The following is a 14,770-nucleotide window of genomic DNA, read 5'->3' on the forward strand; positions in this document are numbered from 1 at the left end:
CGTGAATCCGGCGACCAGCTGGAAACGCTGGGTGGTCAGCAGTTGCAGGCCCGCCATCGCAAACAGGGTGAACACCGCAGACAGCGTACCGGCCAGGAATGCCGGATTGCGGAAGATCGCGAAGTCCAGCAGTGGATGCGGCAGGCGCTGCTGGCGGCGGGCAAACGCGGCGCCCGCCGTCAGCGCCAGCACCGATGCCGCCGCGCCGAGGCCATAGGAAGGCGGCGTGGCGATCAGCGATTTGATCGCCAGCACCAGCCCCGACAGCGCCGCCAGCGCCAGCAGCGAGGACAGCAGATCCCACGGCCGGGACGTGTCGCGCTGCCCCTCCGGCGCCAGCAGCAGCGTCGCGACGAAGGCCACGATCACCACCGGCACGTTGACCAGGAACACCGATCCCCACCAGAAATGCTGCAGCAGCCAGCCACCGATGATCGGTCCGAGTGCGGCGCCGACGATCGCCACCGAGCCCCAGATCGCGATGGCGATGTTGCGCTCACGCTCTTCATGGAAGCTGAGGCCGATCAGCGCGAGCGTGGCCGGCATCATCGCCGCGGCGCCCATGGCGAGCAGCGCACGGGCAGCGATCAACTGCGCTGCGGTGACAGAGAACGCTGCCGCCAGCGAAGCCACGCCGAAGACCACCAGGCCGATCAGGAACATGCGACGGTGACCGATGCGGTCGCCCAGCGTGCCCGCACCGAGCAGCAGGCCAGCCATCACCAGTGGATAGGCATTGATGATCCACAGTGCCTGACCCGCGCTGGCGGAAAGTTCTGCCGTCAGTGTGGGCAGCGCCGTGTACAGCACCGAGTTGTCCAGCGTCACCAGCAGCAGGCCGGCGGCCACCGTGAACAACAGCGACCAGCGCCGGGCACGGGACAGGGCCGGAGCATCGGCCAAGGACTGGGACAAGGCCATGGGGAACAAACCTGGGCAAGAAGGTTGCATTAACTATACAGGATGTCCTGTATAGTTATAGCCCTGCAGCGACACGTTCAGGTTTCGACCCAGGCGCTGTTCAGCCCCGGCAGGCGCCGCGGGTGCTACCTGCAGTCCACCGGCAACGCCGCCACCGCCGCGACCACCTGTTCCTGCATGCCCTGCCCCACGGCCATGTCGAGTTCGCCCGCGATGTCACCGTGCTGGCGCCGCAGCTCGTCCTCGCACAGGCTGCGCACCCGGGCCCGCGCGTTCGCCCGCAGCGACGCACAGCGCCAGTCCGCGTCGCCGAGCGGCAGTACCGAATAAACCACGCTGTTGCATGCGTTGGAGGCCCGCTCGCGCAGCGTATGCCCACCGAAATCCCGCGGCGCCCTGCTGCGCGTGGGATCGAAGTAGCTGTCCGGGAAGGTGCGAGCATACTGCTCGATATCGACGTGCAGCACGCGGCCACCGGCCGCTGCGAGGGGCAGCGGATCCGTGCAGCGGGCACTGTCGGCGCGGTGCTGGATGTAACGGTAGATGGGACGGTCAAGGCCTGGATCCTCCGCAGTCACCGCACTCACCGCGGCCAGTACCGGCAGCGCGGCACGGTTGGCCATGCGCGCGAGCAGCCCTGCCTCTGCCGGCCGGCAGCGGTCGCGCAGGGTTGCCACCAGCAGGAATGCCACGTCGTTGCGGAAGGCCGCATCGTCCCCCATCCGCCGCTCGATCCGCTGCCGCATCTCGTCGGTGGGCGCCACGGAAGTGGCCTGCGGCGGCTGCGGCTGCGCTGTCCGCAGGTACAGCCACCCGACCGCCGTGGCTGTCACCGCCAGCAGCGCCATCGCCAGTAGTGGACGCCCGCGCATCAGTTGTGGATCGGCGTCAGTGTGGCGGCCGCCACATCGTAGGAAGCGCTGGCGATGTCGGCGTCGAAGCGCTTGACCTGCACCCGCCCGGCGAGTCGATAGGGGTCCCACAGCGCACCCAGCGTGATCGGCGTGGCCAACGTCACGTGGATCATCTGGTTCGGCGGTGGTGGGGGTACATGGATGCAGGCACCATAGAACGGGACGAACAGCACCTCGTCCACGCGTCCGTCGTCGGTGGTGCCCAGGGGCACGACGTAACCGTCCAGGTCCACCGCACGTCCATCCACCGATGCCACCACGCGCGAAGAGCCGAACTGCCGGGCGCGCTCCGGACGGGAGTGGTCGATCGCCTGACCGGGCGGCGTGCCGGCGCCGCTGTCGTCAATCAGGCCACCGACGCCGGCCATGCCGTCGCGTGACAGGCCGATCTGCGGCGGCGGTCGCTGGAAACGGTCCTCGTCCGGCATCAGGACGTCCCAGCGGTCGATCGGGCGTGCCGACGGAGACGGCGCCGCAGCCGGCAACGGTGCCGGCTGCTGTCCGGCACCGTCAGGCACGCGGGCGCATCCGGCCAGCAGCACGCATCCCACGAGCCCTGCAAGGCAATCACGGCGCATAGGGTTTCAGCCGTGCATCGCGCATGCTGTAGGCAGAGCCTGCCAGCTCATCGTCCAGGCGCTCGGCGTGCAGGTTTCCGGCCAGGAAGAACGGAGCGTACATGTCAGGCATCTCGATTGCCCGTTCCAGTACCACGTGCACGATCTGGTTCGGCGGCGGTGGTGGCACATGGATGCACGCGCCGTAATACGGGACGAACAGGAATTCACTGAGCCGTCCTTCCGCAGTACTGGCGAGCGGCACCACGTAGCCCGGCAGGCGCACCGGGCGCTGCAGCACGGCGTCGACGGTGCGGAACGTGCCGAACTGCGGCATGCGTCGGCTGCCGTTGTGCTCCACCTCAGGGCCTTCGCCACGTTCCAGCGCCGCCAGCTCGTCGGCGGGCATCATCTGCAGCCAGTCCAGCTCCTGCTCTTCCACGGTCGCTGCGCCCTGATCCGCCACCGGTGGCGGCAGCGCCTGCACGCCGGTGTCGACCGGCCGCTCGCAGGCAACCAGCATCAGCAACACTGGCAAGCCACCCAGCCGGCGCATGCTCATCCCGGCGACGCCAAACCGTCGGCGAGCGTGCGCCGGTAGGCCAGCGCGGCCGGCACCAGGCCCGCCACGGCGCTGACCAGCAGCAGGCCCGCCACCCAGCCCAGCTCGCGCGCATCCGGCCAGACGTGGGTGATCGACAGGCCATACTGCGCCAGCGCCCAGCTGCGTCCCACGGCACTGGCCTGCACCAGCGCCGCCAGTGCCAGCCCGCACGCCAGCGCGCTGGTCGCCACCGCCTCCACCACCAGCAGGCCGGCGATGTAGCGCGGGCGCGCCCCGACCGCGCGCAGCACCGCCATCTCGCGGCGCCGTTCCTGCAGGGTTGATACCAGCAGCGCCACCAGCGAGACCATTCCCAGCAGCACCACCATCGCGCTGATCAACCGCAGTGCCCGCTCGGCCGTGCCCAACGACTGCCACAACTGCTGCAGGGTGACGCCCGGCAGGATCGCCAGCATCGCCTCCTCCGGATAGTCGTTGATCGTGCGCTGCACGGAGAACGTCGCGATGCGGGTATTCAGGCCAAGCATGAAGGCGGTGATGCTGGTCGGGGTCAGATCAAGCCGCCGCGCCTGCTCCGCGCTGACATGCTGGCCGGGCAGCTGCACGCCGGAACGCCAGTCGATGTGGATGGCTTCGATCGCCGGCAGCGATACCAGTACCGACGCATCCACCGGTGTTCCGGTGCGCTGCAGGATCCCCACCACGCGGAACGGCTTGTCGGCATGCGTGGCCAGGGGCACCGCCCCGGTGCCATGCGCCAGCACGATCGGGTCGCCCGGCGTGATGTTCTGCGCCTGCGCCACCTCCGCGCCGATCACCGCATCGTACAGGTCCGAGAAGGGCCCGCCCTGTGCGAAGACCAGTTCATGACCGGCACCGTAGCGGTAATGCTCGAAGTAGCCGCCGGTGGTGCCGACCACGCGGTAGCCCCGCCAGGAATCGCCCAGCGAGAGCGGCACCGACCACTTCACCTGCGGCAGCGCCGACAGCGCCTGATAGGACTGCCAGGAGACATTGTTGGTTGGATCACCGATATGGAACACCGAATAGAGCAGCAGGTTCACCGGTCCGGAGCGCGCACCCACGATCAGATCGGTTCCGGACACTGTGCTGGCAAAACCTTCATGCGCCTGCGTGCGGACCCGCTCCACGCCCAGCAGCAGAGCCACGCTGAGGGCGATCACCAGCACCGTGAGGGCAACACTGAGCGCGCGGCTGCGCAGGCTGGCCCAGGCAAGTTCAAGCATGGGCAGCTCCGGCATGATTGATCTCGGCCAAGACGATGACCCGGTCGAACAGAGGCTGCAGGCTTTCATCGTGGCTGACCACCAGCGCGGTGGTGCCGCAGGCCTGGCATTGCCGGGTCATCAGGCGCACGAACGCGTCCGCCGCGTGCCGGTCCAGTGCCGAGGTGGGCTCGTCGGCAAGCAGCACCTGCGGCCGCCCGATCAGTGCGCGTGCTGCTGCCACGCGCTGCTGCTGGCCGACACTGAGCCTGCCCGCCGGACGGCCCATCAGCGTCGGGTCGATCTGCAGGGACTGCAGCAGCCGTGCGATCTCCTCGTCCAGCGCTGCGCCGACGCGCTGCCTGCGCAGCCGCGAGAAGCGCAGACCCAGCGCGATGTTCTCGCGCACGCTGAGGAACGGCAGCAGGTTGAACTGCTGGAAGATCACGCCCAGCTGGTCGGCACGGAAGCGGTCGCGGGCCGGACCGTTCATCGCATGCAGGGAGTGTCCGGCGACGTCGACCCGGCCCTGGCGAGCGCGCAGCACGCCGGCCAGCACACCCAGCAGGGTGCTTTTGCCACCGCCACTGGCACCGCGCAGCAGCACGCTGCTGCCCGCATCGACGCGCAATGCCGGAATCTCCAGTACCGGGCGATCGCCGTAGGCGAAGCGCAGGTCCTGCACATCGATGACCGCCGCACTCACTGCGCAAGTACCACGCGCAGAGTCTCGGCGGTCAGCACGTGCCGTCCCTGTCCGGCGGGCGTGGTGCTGTTGACGATGACCTCATGCAGGCCAGGGAACAGCACCGGCAGGCGGACCACCAGCACCCGCAGCGCGGACGGATGCGCGCACTGGAAACGCAGTCCGGCACTGAAGCCGGCATGGCCGTGGTGCCCGGCGTCGCGCATCGGGTCTGCAGCGAATCCGTCGGCGGCCACGCTGCTGGCGGCAAGGCGGCACTGGGCCGCAGTCGGCAGGGTGACCCATGCGCCTTCCTTCAGCAGTGCCTTCGCACGTGCGAGCGCGGCGCGCTCCTGCGGGGTGGCGGGCGGTCGCTCGAAATCGAGCAGGCCGATACCGGGGGCCTGCATTGCCAGGTCCAGTGTTCCCCGTTCGAGCGCCACATCGACCGTGGCCTGGCCATGCACATGCGCGCCCTGCTGGCGCACCTCATGGGCGTGGGCGGACGCCGCAGAAAGCAGCAGCAGAAACGTGGCGGGAAGCTTCATGAGGGCACCGTTAGTGTTACTATGTAACATTATGGACCACATCCCCACCGTTCCTGCAAGGGGTCTGCCACAGCCGCCAGCATCGGCACGCTGGCATCCCCGTTTCGATCTGGCCGGCGCAGGGCTGTCATTGGCCTGCGCAGCGCACTGCATCGCGCTGCCGCTGCTGCTGGCCTTCGTCCCGGCGGCCATGATGGCGTTGCGCTCGTTCCAGCACCCCGGCCATGCCCTGATGACCACCCTGCTGCTGATGTCACGCTGGGAGTGGGCGTTCGCGTTGCTCGCCTCGCTGCTGGCGCTGGCCAGCACCGCTGCGGGCCTGCGCCGGCACCGCCACTGGCTGCCGATGCGACTGGCCCTGGCTGGGGCTGGCCTGCTGTTGTCCGCATCGCTGTATCCACCGCTGAAGGAATCGCTGCTCTGGCACGGCATGGCCACCGCCTGCGGCGGTGGGCTGCTGGCGATGGCCCACCTGTGCAACCGCCGCGCCCTGCGTGCCTGCCCACGCGCGCGCCGATGATGGGAAGGGCGGGTCGGCCCGGCACCGGCCAACCTGACAGATCGGTAATGTCCGGGTCAGGGCCACGAAAGGTGCCCGCCGTCAGCCTGAGCGCCCCATTCCTGCAGGCACCCACCATGTCGTCTTCGCTCCGCCGCTCCGCCGCTCTGCTCCTGCTGCTGCCGGGCGTCGCCGCCGCTCCGCTGGCCCTTGCACACCCCAGCCTGGTGAAGGCAACGCCCGCCGCCGATGCCAGCGTCGCCCCTGCCAACCGCATCGAGCTGACCTTCAGCGAGCGGGTGATGCCGCGCGCCACCCGCATCGAACTGAGCATGGCCCATGGCCGCACCCTGATGGCGATGCCTGCCCTTTCCCAGCAGGTGTCGGACGATGGTCACCGGCTGGTCGTGAGTTTCGCCAAGCCGCTGCCTGCCGGAGACTATCGCCTGCAGTGGCGCGCCGTCGGCCAGGACAGCCACCCCGTCACCGGCGACTATCGTTTCAGCGTGAAGTAAGCTGCGGTGGTGATCGAACTGTCTCCCTATGCCCTGCGGCTGGCGTTGTACCTGGCCTTGATGCTGCTGTTCGGCAGGATGCTGTTCATCCGCCCTGCGCCTGCGCGTCGCATCTTCCTGCCACTGGCCGTGATCGCGCTGGCAGTCGTGCTGCTGGACGCGGCGGTGCGGGTGACAGGCGTGCTGGGGCTTCCGCTTGCCGCGGTCGATCAAGCGACCGTCGCATGGTTCACCACCGCCACACCGGTCGGCGAAGCGGCACTGGTGCGTGCGCTGGCGCTGCTGGCAATGCTGCCGCTGCTTGCCGCAAGCGCGAAAGTGGCCGGGGCACGCCGTGTCATCCTGCTGCCGCTCTCGGCGGTCGCCCTGGCAAGCCTGGCCTGGAACGGCCACGCCGCCGCCGGCGACGGCATCCGCGGTGCGCTGCGCCTGGCGGCCGGGACCGTCCACCTGCTCGCCGCAGGCGCATGGGTCGGCGCGATCGCCGCGGTGCTGCATCTGGCCCTGCGCACCCAGGGCCCTTCCCTGCGTGAACGCACCCATGAACTCTGGCAGGTGGCGCATGGTTTCGCCCTGCCCGGTACGGTAATCGTGGCCCTGCTGGCGATGACCGGCACCTATACCTACGTGGATCTGCAGGGCTCGCTGCAGACCCTGTTCAACACCGCGCACGGGCGCTGGCTGCTGTTCAAGCTGGCCCTGGTCGCGGGCATGCTCGGCCTGGCCGCGCTGCACCGCTGGCGGCTGGTGCCGGCACTCGCCACCGCCATCCGTGGCGGCTGGCAGTTCCGCCCGCTGCGCTCGCTGCGTCACAGCCTCACCTTCGAGGCCGCACTCGGGCTGCTGGTACTGGCCTGCGTGGCCGTGCTCGGCACGCTGGACCCGCTGGCATGAGGGCGGCGCTGCGCGGGCCGGCATGCACACGATGAAGCTGCTGATCGTCGAAGACGAGCCCAAGACCGGCAATTACCTGCGACAGGGCCTGATCGAAGCGGGCTACGTGGTCGATCTCGCCTGCGACGGCGTGGACGGCCTGCATCTGGCGGCAAGCGGCGAGTACCAGCTGGTCATCCTCGATGTGATGCTGCCCGGTCTCGATGGCTGGAACGTCCTGTCGCGCCTGCGCGATGCGGGGTGGCAGGTGCCGGTGCTGTTCCTGTCGGCGCGCAGCAGCATTGCCGACCGCGTGCAGGGGCTGGAACTGGGTGCCGATGATTACCTGGCCAAACCTTTCGCCTTCGCCGAGCTGCTGGCACGCGTGCGTACCCTGCTGCGACGCGGCCAGGGCCAGTCTCAGCCTGACCGCATCGTCGTCGCCGATCTGGTGGTGGATACGCTTCGCCGGCGCGTGGAGCGCGGTGGCCAGCGCATCACACTGAGCCCGAAGGAATACGCGCTGCTGGAGCTGCTGGCACGACGGCGCGGCGAGGTCCTGCCACGCTCGTTGATCGCCTCGCAGGTGTGGGACATGAATTTCGACAGCGACACCAATGTCATCGATGTGGCGATACGCCGCCTGCGCGCCAAGATCGACGATGGCTTCGCCGAAAAGCTGGTGGTCACCGTGCGCGGGATGGGCTACGTGCTGGAGGCACCCGAGGTCGAAGCAGCGCAACCGCAATGAGCCTGCGACGCTCCATTGCCGTCCGCCTCACCGTGCTGTTCGCCACGGTCGGTACGCTGGTGCTGGCTGCACTGGGCGTGGCGATCTATCTGAGCGCGCGCCATGATCTGGTCGCACAGGATTTCGCCGAACTGGAGAACAAGGCCGCGTTGATCGCCGACCTCGCCGGCAGCGGCACGTCCGATGAGCGCGCCCAGCGCCTGGGCGATGCGCTGCGCCACCATCCCGATATCGCCTTCCACATCGTCGATGAGCAGGGCGGCGTGCTCTTCTCCACCGCGCCGCAGGCCTTGCGCGCGCATGCGCGGACCCAACCCGCCGACACTGAACCGCGCCGCCATGACTGGACGCTGGCCGACGGAAGCCGCCTGCACGCCCTCAATCTGCGGCAGACGCTGGCCGATGGCAGCAGCCTGGCCACCCTGCTGGCGATCGACGATGCGCGCCATGCCGACTTCCTGCAGCGCTTCCGCCACCTGCTGGCCGTCGCTCTGGTCGCTGCTGCGGTGGCCAGCAGCCTGCTGGGGGGCTACGTCGTGCGGCAGACGCTGCGCCCACTGCGCACGCTGGCCGACGAGGCCCGCCATATCACCGCCGGACGACTGCAGCGCCGGCTCACGGCCGAGCACGTGCCCGTCGAACTGGAACAGCTGGCGCAGAGCCTGAACGGGATGCTGGCGCGGCTGCAACAGGACTTCGAGCGCCTCAGCGGGTTCTCCGGAGACCTCGCCCACGAACTGCGTACGCCGATCACCAACATGCTGACCCAGGTGCAGGTGGTGCTCGCGCACCCCCGCAGCAACGAGTCCTATCGCGAGACGCTGCTCTCCTGCGCGGAAGAGCTGCAACGGCTGGCACAGACCGTGGGCGATCTGCTCTATCTGGCCCAGGCCGAAGCACCCGGCGCCCTGCCCTCGCGCGAGGGGGTGGCGCTGGATGCGATGGTCGATGCGCTGCTGGAGTTCTACGATCTGCTGGCCGAGGAGCGCCAGCTCACGCTGCGGCGGGAAGGCAGCGCAGAAGCCAACGGCAACCGCCTGATGCTGCACCGGGCGGTCGCCAACCTGCTTTCCAACGCCCTGCAGCACGCCACGCCGGGTACGGAGATCGTGGTGCGGCTGGACGGCACCGGGCCCACGAGCCGGATTGCTGTCCACAACCTCGGTCCGTCGATTCCCATGCAGGCACTGCCCCGCTTGTTCGACCGGTTCTTCCGCGGCGAGCGCGGCCGGCACGAGGGCGCCGGGCTGGGATTGGCGATCACCCGCGCCATCGTGCAGGCCCATGGTGGATCGGTGAGCGTGGTCTCCGACGCATCGGGCACCGTGTTCGAGCTGGCCCTGCCGGGCGCTAGCGGTCCGGCGCAAACACGCCGGCAATCCAGTCGATGAATACCCGCAACCGCGGCGACGGCGTGCGGTTGCGCGGGTGAACCAGGCTCAACGGGCTGGGTGTGGGCGGCGATTCCGCCAGCAACTCCAGCAACTGACCACGTTCGATATAGGGATCCAGCCGGTAGCGCGGCGCCTGGATGATGCCGAGCCCCGCCAGTGCCGCCCCCAGGAAGGCATCTGCGCCGGATACCCGCACGGTTGCCGGCAGAGGCACATGGCGCACCTGCCCGGCCTGCTGGAACTCCAGAGGAATCAACTGTCCGCTGGCACCGGAACGGAAACCGACCATCCGATGACCGGACAGCAGCGCGTCGATACTGTCCGGCAGCCCATGCGAACCCACGTAGGACGGTGAGGCAACGGTGACTTCGCGCAGCAGTGCCAGGCGCCGCGCGACCAGATCGCTGTCGGCCAGGGTGCCGACCCGAAGCGCGGCATCCACGCCTTCGCGCAGCAGATCCACGTAGCGATCCCCCTCGCTCACGTCCAGCTCGATGTCGGGATAGCGCTGCAGGAACTCGGGCAGGTGCGGAAACAACAAGTGCCGACCAAGCGTTCCGTGCACTTCGATGCGCAGCGTGCCGCGCGGCGGGACATCACGGAATGCGGCTTCGGCATCGTCCATGTCGGCGATCAGGCGCAGGCAGCGGCCATAGAAGGCTTCGCCCTCGAGGGTCGGCACCACCCGTCGCGTGGTCCTGTGCAACAGCCTCACCCCCAGCCGCCGCTCCAGCGCCTTGATCGCGTCGGTCACCGTGGCCCTCGGCAGCCCCAGGTCCTCTGCAGCGCGGGTGAAGCTGCGACGTTCGACGATACGGACAAAAGCGCGCAGGGCGGTGAATCGATCCATTGTTCGAACATCCGGATGATGTTGTCGGATTCTCCATAATTATCCGGGCGGCAGGAACCAGCAAGATGATGGGGCGCCACACGGGCGCGTCTTCGAAGGAAGCCTTCATGTCCAGCTCCTCTCCCCGTACCGTCGCCCTGGTCACCGGCGGCTCCCGCGGCATCGGCGCCGCGATCTCGCGTCGGCTGGCGGCCGACGGCCATGCGGTTGCGATCAACTATGCCGGCCGCCGCGAAGAGGCTGATGCCCTGGCCGCCGAGCTGGTCTCCGCCGGCGGCCAAGCCATTGCGCTGCAGGCCGACGTGGCCGATCCGCAGGCGGTGAGCCGCTTGTTCGATGCCGTCGAGGCTCGATTCGAGGGCATCGATGTGGTGGTCAACAGCGCCGGAGTGCTGCAGCTTGCGCCGCTGTCAGCCACCGACGACGCGTTGTTCGATCGGGTCACCGCCATCAATCTCAAGGGCGCCTTCAACGTGCTGCGCGAGAGCGCGCGACGCGTCCGCGACGGCGGCCGCATCGTCGCGCTGTCCACCAGCGTGGTCGGCCTCAAGCTGGAGAACTACGGCGTCTACGCCGCAGGCAAGGCGGCCGTGGAAACCCTGACGGCGATACTCAGCAAGGAGCTGCGTGGCCGTGGCATCACGGTCAATGCCGTGGCACCCGGCCCGACCGCGACCGACCTGTTCCTGGAGGGCAAGTCGCCGGAACTGATCGAGCGCCTGGCGCAGATGAATCCGCTGGAGCGGCTGGGCACGCCGGACGACATCGCCGGCGCGGTGGCTTTCCTGGCTGGAACCGACGGCGGCTGGATCAATGGCCAGGTGCTGCGAGCCAATGGCGGGATGGTGTGACAGCAAAGCCGCCGGGCATGGCCCGGCGCTACCGTTACGGCGTTGACATCGAGTACGGCGCCTGCGCGCCCTGCCCGGGCCAGTCCCTGTTCGGCTCGGCCTGCATGGTGAAGCGCAGCTCGCCCCCGGCCATGATCTCGTCGTGGCGCAGGAAGGTGCGCTGCAGCGGTTTGCCGTTCAGGGACACACTGCCCACATAGGTGTGTCTGTCATCCAGCCCCTCGGCCACGATGGTGAAGGTCCTGCCGTTGGGCAGGCGCATGGCGGTCCTTGGCAGGAACGGGCGGCCCAGGATGTACTCCCCCGAGCCCGGCGCCACCGGATAGAAGCCCAGCGCGGTGAACACGTACCACGCCGACATCTGGCCCACGTCATCGTTGCCGGCCAGGCCATCGGGACGGTCGGCGTACTGGGTGTCCATGATCTGCTTCAGGCGCGCCTGCGTGCGCCAGGGCTGACCAGCGTAGGCGTAGAGGTACGCAACGTGATGGCTGGGCTCGTTGCCATGCGCATACCAGCCGATCAGGCCGGTGATGTCTTCCATGTGCTCGAAGACCGCCGGATCGACCGTGGCGTTGAACACCTCGTCCAGCCTCGCCAGCAGCCGGTCGCTGCCGCCATGCGCGGCGGCCAGGCCCGCCACGTCCTGCGGGACGTACCACGAGTACTGCCAGGCATTGCCCTCGGTGTAGTCGGTGCCGTAGCCGCTGGCGCTGGGATCGAACGGGGTGCGGAAACTGCCGTCGCGCTTGCGCGCACGCATGAAGCCGGTGTCCTTGTCGAAGGCATTGCGCCAGTTCGCCGCACGCTTGTCGAATGTCGCCGCGATCTCGCTCCTGCCCATCGCCTGCGCCATGCGCGCGATGGTCCAGTCGTCGAACGCGTATTCCAGGGTCTTGCTGGCCGCTTCGCCCTCTTCATCGATGGGCACATACCCCAGCTCACGGTACTGCGCGATGCCGTCGTAGGGACCGTAATTGGCGGTCTCCACCATCGCGTCGAGCGCCTTTGCGGCGTCGAAGCCGCGGATGCCCTTCACATAGGCGTCGGCGATGACCGGCACCGCGTGGTAACCGATCATGCACCAGTCTTCCAGGCCGTGGAACGACCACACCGGGAGCATGCCGTACGGGCTGTGTTCGTGGTGAGCCAGCATCGAGTTGATGAAGTCGCTGTTGCGTTTTTCCGGCTGCACCAGAGTCAGCAGTGGATGCAGCGCCCGGTAGGTGTCCCACAACGAGAACGTGGAATAGTGGGCATACCCCTTGGCGACATGCACGGCGTTGTCGGGGCCGCGATACTGGCCATCCACATCCATGAACAGCGTCGGCCCCAGCATCGTGTGGTACAGGGCGGTGTAGGCGCTACGCCGCGCATGCTCCGGCGCATCGATGTCCAGCACCGACAGTGCCTGCGTCCATTCCTGCCGGGCCTGCGCACGCACGCGGTCGAAGTCGAAGTCGGCGACCTCGGCATCCAGGTTGGCGATCGCACCGGCCTCGCTCACGGGCGAGATCGCCACCTTCACCACCAACGGAGCATCCAGCCTGCCGAAATCGAACGTGCCGACCAGCTGGCGGCCTTCGATCTGTGCGCGCTGTGCCGGATCTTTCTCACCCGGCGGCGGGAAGCCCTTGTACACGATGTCCTGCTCGGTGTTGTGCAGCGCATGGCCTGCCAACGGTTGCGAGAAGCGCATGGCGAAATACAGCTGGCGCCCCGGCGCCCAGCCGCGGGTCTCGCGGAAACCGGTGATGGTGCCGTCCGTACGCACTCGCACCCGCGACCACAGCACCTTGCCCGGGTAGTCGTACATGCTGGTCCGCATGTCCAGCAGTACCTTGGCATCGACGCCCTTGGGGAAGGCGTAGCGATGCACACCGACCCGGGCGCTGGTGGTCAGTTCGGCGCGCACCTTGTAATCGTCCAGGGTCACCGCGTAGTAGCCCGGTTCGGCCTTTTCGTCGTCATGGCGGAAGCGCGACGCATAGCCGCTGCGGGGCCGTTGGGGGTCGCCGCGTTCCAATCCCGGGTTTCCGGTGAACGGCATCACCAGGATGTCGCCGAGATCAGAATGCCCGGTGCCGGAGAAGTGAGTGTGCGAAAAGCCGACGATGCTGCTGTCGTCATAACGGTATCCGGCGGCCCAGCCGTAGGCCTTCTCACGCGGCTGGATGCGCGTGTCCGGGCTGAGCTGGACCATGCCGAAGGGTATCGTCGCGCCGGGGTAGGTATGCCCTTCACCACCGGTACCGATGAAGGGGTCCACCGAGGCATACGCCTTCTCGGCGGCGGACTTCGAAGGCGCTGCCCAGGCCGCGCCGGAGGCGAGCATGGCGGTGGCGGCGAAGGCGATCAGGAGACGACGGTCCAGCGTGGGCATCGGCATTTGGATCGATTCAGATGGTGTACCGATGCTAGCACCAGTGCCCGTGCATCGCATGCTGCAGTGCGGCCGCAGTCCCCGGTGCAGCGTGCCCTCAGTCGGGCAGCGCGCCCTCCAGCGCGGCGAGATCGGCACGCACGCGCGGACGCACCACGCGTGCCACTTCCCGGCCGTCGTGCAGCAGGATCACCGTGGGCCACAGCTTCACCTGGAACGAGCGCCCGAGCGCCCGCCCTTTCCCATCCTCGATCTTCCAGTGCGCCAGATCATGTGCTTCCACGACCTCCTGCAGCGCCGGCTGTGCCGCCTGGCAATGGCCGCACCAGGGCGCACCGAATTCCAGCAGCTGCCAGCCGTCGCGCGCCTCCACTTCGGCGCGTGACGGCTCGCTGGACAGGTGCGTGCGCATGAAGGGCACCGAGGTTACCCCGCCAGGCTGCGCTGGATGTCTGCCAGCGGCGCGTTGGCCAGGTCCTTGGCGATGTCGCCCAGCAACCGTGCCTGCGTCTCCTTGTGCAGCAGCGGACGGATCCGTCCGAGCGTGGTGGGGTCGGCCACCAGCAGCAGGTGGGCATAGCGGTTGTTGAGCGCATCCTCGTTGAGCTGTTCGGCCACCTGCTTGGCGAAGGTCGCTTCGTTGAGCTGGGCGATGGACATGTCCTTGGGAACGGCACCGGCCGGGCCCTGCCCGGAGATGCCCGTCTCGCTGATGTCCTGCAGCCGCAGTTCGCCCTCCTGCTTCAGCGTGAGCTGCTGCGCGCTGCCGACATTGGTGAACACCCGGGCCGAACCACCATCGGCCACCACCACCAGCGTCCCCTCGGGAATCGTTCGTGCCATCGCTGCCTCCTCGTACGGGTTTCGAATGTTTCTGCAGCACCACCCTAGGTCGCCCGCCGTAACCGTGGCGCGCACACAATGTGATCCATTCGTTGGAATGAAAGATCGCGGCTCAACTTGCCCCGGCGCCGGCCGCTACCCACGGCATCACCGCGAGGAACCCCCCATGCATGCTGCCTCCCTGCTCCATGTCTGCTTCGCCGTTGGCCTGGCCGTCGCTGGATGCGCCGGCTGCATCCACCAGTTCCTGCAGGGCCAGCCGGTGCTCGCGCTCGGCATTGCCCTGGCTTCGCTGATGACCACGGGCACCGCGCTGGCGACGCGTCATCTGGCGGTACCGGTCGCGATGGCGCTCGCCTGCACCCTGATCGGCGCAGCCGCCACGCACTGACCCG

The 14,770-nt window shown here is 68.3% G+C and carries 18 protein-coding genes; 7 read left to right on the plus strand and 11 right to left on the minus strand.

Annotation, left to right across the window (positions count from 1 at the left end; genetic code table 11):
• The 7 genes from N7367_RS01135 to N7367_RS01165 form a co-directional block, all read right to left on the minus strand.
• The coding region (locus N7367_RS01135) for an MFS transporter (protein ID WP_279941541.1) at positions 1 to 921 on the minus strand (921 nt) is incomplete at its 3' end.
• Positions 922 to 1,046: 125 nt separating this feature from the next.
• Positions 1,047 to 1,793 carry a hypothetical protein gene (locus N7367_RS01140; protein WP_128989671.1) on the minus strand — a complete coding sequence of 249 codons (747 nt, stop codon included), beginning with the start codon at positions 1,791 to 1,793 and terminating at the stop codon, positions 1,047 to 1,049.
• Complete coding sequence (locus N7367_RS01145; protein WP_065176189.1) at positions 1,793 to 2,413, minus strand: DUF3299 domain-containing protein; 621 nt, start codon at positions 2,411 to 2,413, stop codon at positions 1,793 to 1,795. The genes N7367_RS01140 and N7367_RS01145 overlap by 1 nt, the downstream gene beginning before the upstream one ends.
• On the minus strand, positions 2,403 to 2,948 hold the full coding sequence (locus N7367_RS01150) for a DUF3299 domain-containing protein (RefSeq protein WP_279941634.1): 546 nt from the start codon (positions 2,946 to 2,948) through the stop codon (positions 2,403 to 2,405). Before N7367_RS01150 ends, N7367_RS01145 begins: the two co-directional genes overlap by 11 nt.
• Before the next feature lie 2 nt (positions 2,949 to 2,950).
• Positions 2,951 to 4,204: an ABC transporter permease gene (locus tag N7367_RS01155; protein ID WP_279941542.1), complete on the minus strand. Its 1,254-nt coding sequence runs from the start codon at positions 4,202 to 4,204 to the stop codon at positions 2,951 to 2,953.
• Positions 4,197 to 4,889 (minus strand): ATP-binding cassette domain-containing protein, encoded by a 693-nt coding sequence (locus tag N7367_RS01160; RefSeq protein WP_065182332.1) that lies wholly within the window; start codon positions 4,887 to 4,889, stop codon positions 4,197 to 4,199. The genes N7367_RS01155 and N7367_RS01160 overlap by 8 nt, the downstream gene beginning before the upstream one ends.
• On the minus strand, positions 4,886 to 5,416 hold the full coding sequence (locus tag N7367_RS01165; protein WP_193395844.1) for a DUF2796 domain-containing protein: 531 nt from the start codon (positions 5,414 to 5,416) through the stop codon (positions 4,886 to 4,888). Before N7367_RS01165 ends, N7367_RS01160 begins: the two co-directional genes overlap by 4 nt.
• Positions 5,417 to 5,447: 31 nt before the next feature.
• On the opposite strand from N7367_RS01165, the gene N7367_RS01170 reads away from it, so the two are divergent.
• The 5 genes from N7367_RS01170 (at position 5,448) to N7367_RS01190 (ending at position 9,445) form a co-directional block, all read left to right on the plus strand.
• Entirely contained in the window at positions 5,448 to 5,936 is a 489-nt protein-coding gene (locus N7367_RS01170; RefSeq protein WP_128989661.1) for a MerC domain-containing protein, read from the plus strand.
• 116 nt (positions 5,937 to 6,052) lie between these two features.
• On the plus strand, positions 6,053 to 6,430 hold the full coding sequence (gene copC / locus N7367_RS01175) for a copper homeostasis periplasmic binding protein CopC (RefSeq protein WP_053516266.1): 378 nt from the start codon (positions 6,053 to 6,055) through the stop codon (positions 6,428 to 6,430).
• Between the two features lie 9 nt (positions 6,431 to 6,439).
• Positions 6,440 to 7,324: a copper homeostasis membrane protein CopD gene (copD, locus tag N7367_RS01180; RefSeq protein ID WP_111187011.1), complete on the plus strand. Its 885-nt coding sequence runs from the start codon at positions 6,440 to 6,442 to the stop codon at positions 7,322 to 7,324.
• A gap of 31 nt (positions 7,325 to 7,355) precedes the next feature.
• Positions 7,356 to 8,054, plus strand: coding sequence for a heavy metal response regulator transcription factor (locus tag N7367_RS01185; RefSeq protein ID WP_053516367.1), 699 nt, complete (start codon positions 7,356 to 7,358; stop codon positions 8,052 to 8,054).
• Positions 8,051 to 9,445: a heavy metal sensor histidine kinase gene (locus N7367_RS01190; RefSeq protein ID WP_279941543.1), complete on the plus strand. Its 1,395-nt coding sequence runs from the start codon at positions 8,051 to 8,053 to the stop codon at positions 9,443 to 9,445. The genes N7367_RS01185 and N7367_RS01190 overlap by 4 nt, the downstream gene beginning before the upstream one ends.
• On the opposite strand, the gene N7367_RS01195 is transcribed toward N7367_RS01190, so the two are convergent.
• Positions 9,405 to 10,298, minus strand: coding sequence for a LysR family transcriptional regulator (locus tag N7367_RS01195; RefSeq protein WP_065176182.1), 894 nt, complete (start codon positions 10,296 to 10,298; stop codon positions 9,405 to 9,407). The two genes, N7367_RS01190 and N7367_RS01195, sit on opposite strands and share 41 nt — an antisense overlap.
• A 107-nt stretch (positions 10,299 to 10,405) precedes the next feature.
• Here N7367_RS01195 and N7367_RS01200 point away from each other — a divergent pair, with 107 nt between their 5' ends.
• On the plus strand, positions 10,406 to 11,149 hold the full coding sequence (locus N7367_RS01200) for an SDR family oxidoreductase (RefSeq protein WP_065176201.1): 744 nt from the start codon (positions 10,406 to 10,408) through the stop codon (positions 11,147 to 11,149).
• Positions 11,150 to 11,183: 34 nt separating this feature from the next.
• Here N7367_RS01200 and N7367_RS01205 read toward each other — a convergent pair whose 3' ends face one another.
• From N7367_RS01205 to N7367_RS01215, 3 genes are all read right to left on the minus strand, one after another.
• Complete coding sequence (locus N7367_RS01205) at positions 11,184 to 13,538, minus strand: GH92 family glycosyl hydrolase (RefSeq protein ID WP_279941544.1); 2,355 nt, start codon at positions 13,536 to 13,538, stop codon at positions 11,184 to 11,186.
• A gap of 91 nt (positions 13,539 to 13,629) precedes the next feature.
• On the minus strand, positions 13,630 to 13,953 hold the full coding sequence (locus N7367_RS01210; protein WP_053516275.1) for a thioredoxin family protein: 324 nt from the start codon (positions 13,951 to 13,953) through the stop codon (positions 13,630 to 13,632).
• A gap of 5 nt (positions 13,954 to 13,958) precedes the next feature.
• A complete protein-coding gene (locus N7367_RS01215; RefSeq protein WP_279941545.1) occupies positions 13,959 to 14,375 on the minus strand; it encodes a host attachment family protein in 417 nt (138 codons plus the stop codon).
• 166 nt (positions 14,376 to 14,541) lie between these two features.
• On the opposite strand from N7367_RS01215, the gene N7367_RS01220 reads away from it, so the two are divergent.
• On the plus strand, positions 14,542 to 14,766 hold the full coding sequence (locus tag N7367_RS01220; RefSeq protein ID WP_053516280.1) for a hypothetical protein: 225 nt from the start codon (positions 14,542 to 14,544) through the stop codon (positions 14,764 to 14,766).
• The last annotated feature ends 4 nt before the right edge of the window (positions 14,767 to 14,770 follow it).

This window comes from Stenotrophomonas sp. GD04145 (genome assembly GCF_029835135.1).
Lineage (GTDB): Bacteria > Pseudomonadota > Gammaproteobacteria > Xanthomonadales > Xanthomonadaceae > Stenotrophomonas > Stenotrophomonas maltophilia_P.

Excerpts from the sequence above, each read along its gene's own strand:
- N7367_RS01140 (WP_128989671.1), bottom strand. The coding sequence starts at position 1,793 with ATGCGCGGGCGTCCACTACTGGCGATGGCGCTGCTGGCGGTGACAGCC.
- N7367_RS01145 (WP_065176189.1), bottom strand. The coding sequence starts at position 2,413 with ATGCGCCGTGATTGCCTTGCAGGGCTCGTGGGATGCGTGCTGCTGGCC.
- N7367_RS01150 (WP_279941634.1), bottom strand. The coding sequence starts at position 2,948 with ATGCGCCGGCTGGGTGGCTTGCCAGTGTTGCTGATGCTGGTTGCCTGC.
- N7367_RS01155 (WP_279941542.1), bottom strand. The coding sequence starts at position 4,204 with ATGCTTGAACTTGCCTGGGCCAGCCTGCGCAGCCGCGCGCTCAGTGTT.
- N7367_RS01165 (WP_193395844.1), bottom strand. The coding sequence starts at position 5,416 with ATGAAGCTTCCCGCCACGTTTCTGCTGCTGCTTTCTGCGGCGTCCGCC.
- N7367_RS01170 (WP_128989661.1), top strand. The coding sequence starts at position 5,448 with ATGGACCACATCCCCACCGTTCCTGCAAGGGGTCTGCCACAGCCGCCA.
- copC (WP_053516266.1), top strand. The coding sequence starts at position 6,053 with ATGTCGTCTTCGCTCCGCCGCTCCGCCGCTCTGCTCCTGCTGCTGCCG.
- N7367_RS01185 (WP_053516367.1), top strand. The coding sequence starts at position 7,356 with ATGAAGCTGCTGATCGTCGAAGACGAGCCCAAGACCGGCAATTACCTG.
- N7367_RS01190 (WP_279941543.1), top strand. The coding sequence starts at position 8,051 with ATGAGCCTGCGACGCTCCATTGCCGTCCGCCTCACCGTGCTGTTCGCC.
- N7367_RS01195 (WP_065176182.1), bottom strand. The coding sequence starts at position 10,298 with ATGGATCGATTCACCGCCCTGCGCGCTTTTGTCCGTATCGTCGAACGT.
- N7367_RS01200 (WP_065176201.1), top strand. The coding sequence starts at position 10,406 with ATGTCCAGCTCCTCTCCCCGTACCGTCGCCCTGGTCACCGGCGGCTCC.
- N7367_RS01205 (WP_279941544.1), bottom strand. The coding sequence starts at position 13,538 with ATGCCGATGCCCACGCTGGACCGTCGTCTCCTGATCGCCTTCGCCGCC.
- N7367_RS01215 (WP_279941545.1), bottom strand. The coding sequence starts at position 14,375 with ATGGCACGAACGATTCCCGAGGGGACGCTGGTGGTGGTGGCCGATGGT.
- N7367_RS01220 (WP_053516280.1), top strand. The coding sequence starts at position 14,542 with ATGCATGCTGCCTCCCTGCTCCATGTCTGCTTCGCCGTTGGCCTGGCC.